Source organism: Vibrio sp. 1402 (assembly GCF_033340275.1).
Window position 1 is genome coordinate 1 of the sequence record NZ_JAWOWE010000061.1, and the last position, 1,310, is coordinate 1,310.

At 48.9% G+C, this 1,310-nt stretch carries 2 protein-coding genes; both read left to right on the forward strand.

Translation table 11 applies throughout. The features are described from left to right. Positions 1–884: flagellar hook-associated protein FlgK (gene flgK, locus R7044_RS24090; protein ID WP_225455858.1), on the forward strand; the 884-nt coding region annotated here is incomplete at its 5' end. Positions 885–895: 11 nt separating this feature from the next. After that, positions 896–1,310, forward strand: a 415-nt coding sequence (gene flgL, locus R7044_RS24095) for a flagellar hook-associated protein FlgL (RefSeq protein ID WP_225455859.1), incomplete at its 3' end; no start/stop codon positions are given.

Here is a 1,310-nt window from a genome sequence, read left to right on the forward strand (position 1 = left end):
CGCTGACTCATGCAAACAGTCTGATGTCGAACATCGCTCACGTGAACAAGCAAATCGTTGAAATGCAAGGTACAGGCGGTAACCCAGCTCAATTGATGGACACGCGTGAAAAGCTGATCGGTGAGCTGTCACAAGTGATCGAAGTGAAAACAACCGATCAACCGGATGGCAGCATGCAGGTGACGTTGGTTTCTGGTCAGCCGTTAGTCATGGGCTCGGACTTTGGTCAACTGTCTGCGATTCCTGATCCAAGCGATCCGTATCTTGCGGATCTGCACGTGAATTTTGCTAATCAAAGCTTCGCTATTGGCGATTCGGTCGGGGGTAAGTTGGGTGCCATCAACGATTACCAAACCGACGTTCTAAAGCCAAACCAAGTAGCGCTTGATGACATGGCAAAAGCTCTGGCAGATGAGTACAACGCGGTACTTGCTACAGGTAAAGACTTGAAAGGCAATGCTGGCAAACCACTGTTTAACTACGACCCTGATAACCCAGCGGCAAGTTTAACCATTACAGATTTGAGCGCGGAAGAATTGGCGTTTTCAAGCGATGGTACGCCGGGTAACGCGAATGTTCTTAAATCTTTGATTGATTTGAGTAACAAACCGGTTGCGGTAACGGGCTACGGCTCAGTGAGCTTGAACGATGCCTTTACCTCAATGGTTGGCCAAACGGCGATCAAAGCGCGTCAGGCCGATGCGGATTACCAAGCAAAACTGGCAATGAGCAAGCAAGCGCATACCGCTCGCGACAACGTAAGTGCAGTGAACAGCGATGAAGAAGCCGCGAACTTGATGACGTTTGCTAACGCGCACAATGCCAACATGAAAGTGATCAGTACGGCGAACCAGCTGTTCGACTCTGTATTGCAGTTATTCTAGAGGAAACCCAGATGCGAATCAGTGATAACCAATTCAGCCAAATGATGCTGCAAAGCCTGCAGAGCAACAGCGCAGGCCTTGGGAAAGTACTTCAACAAATGTCGACACGTGAGCGACTGACTAAGCTGTCTGATGATCCAATGGCGTCTATCAAGCTGCTTAACTTGGAACGCGAAAACAGCGCGATTGCTCAATACCAAAGCAACATCGCAAACCTGAAAACAACGCTTTCAAGCCAAGAGACACACCTAGACTCAGTGAACGAAAGTTTGAAAAGCATGCGTGACATTGTTCTTTGGGGCGCGAACGGTTCGTTAACGGATCAAGACCGTAGCGGCATGATCACCGAACTGAAAAGCTACCGTGACTCCATCGAATCGTCTTTCAATGCGCAAGATGAAGAAGGCCACTTTCTGTTTTCGGGCA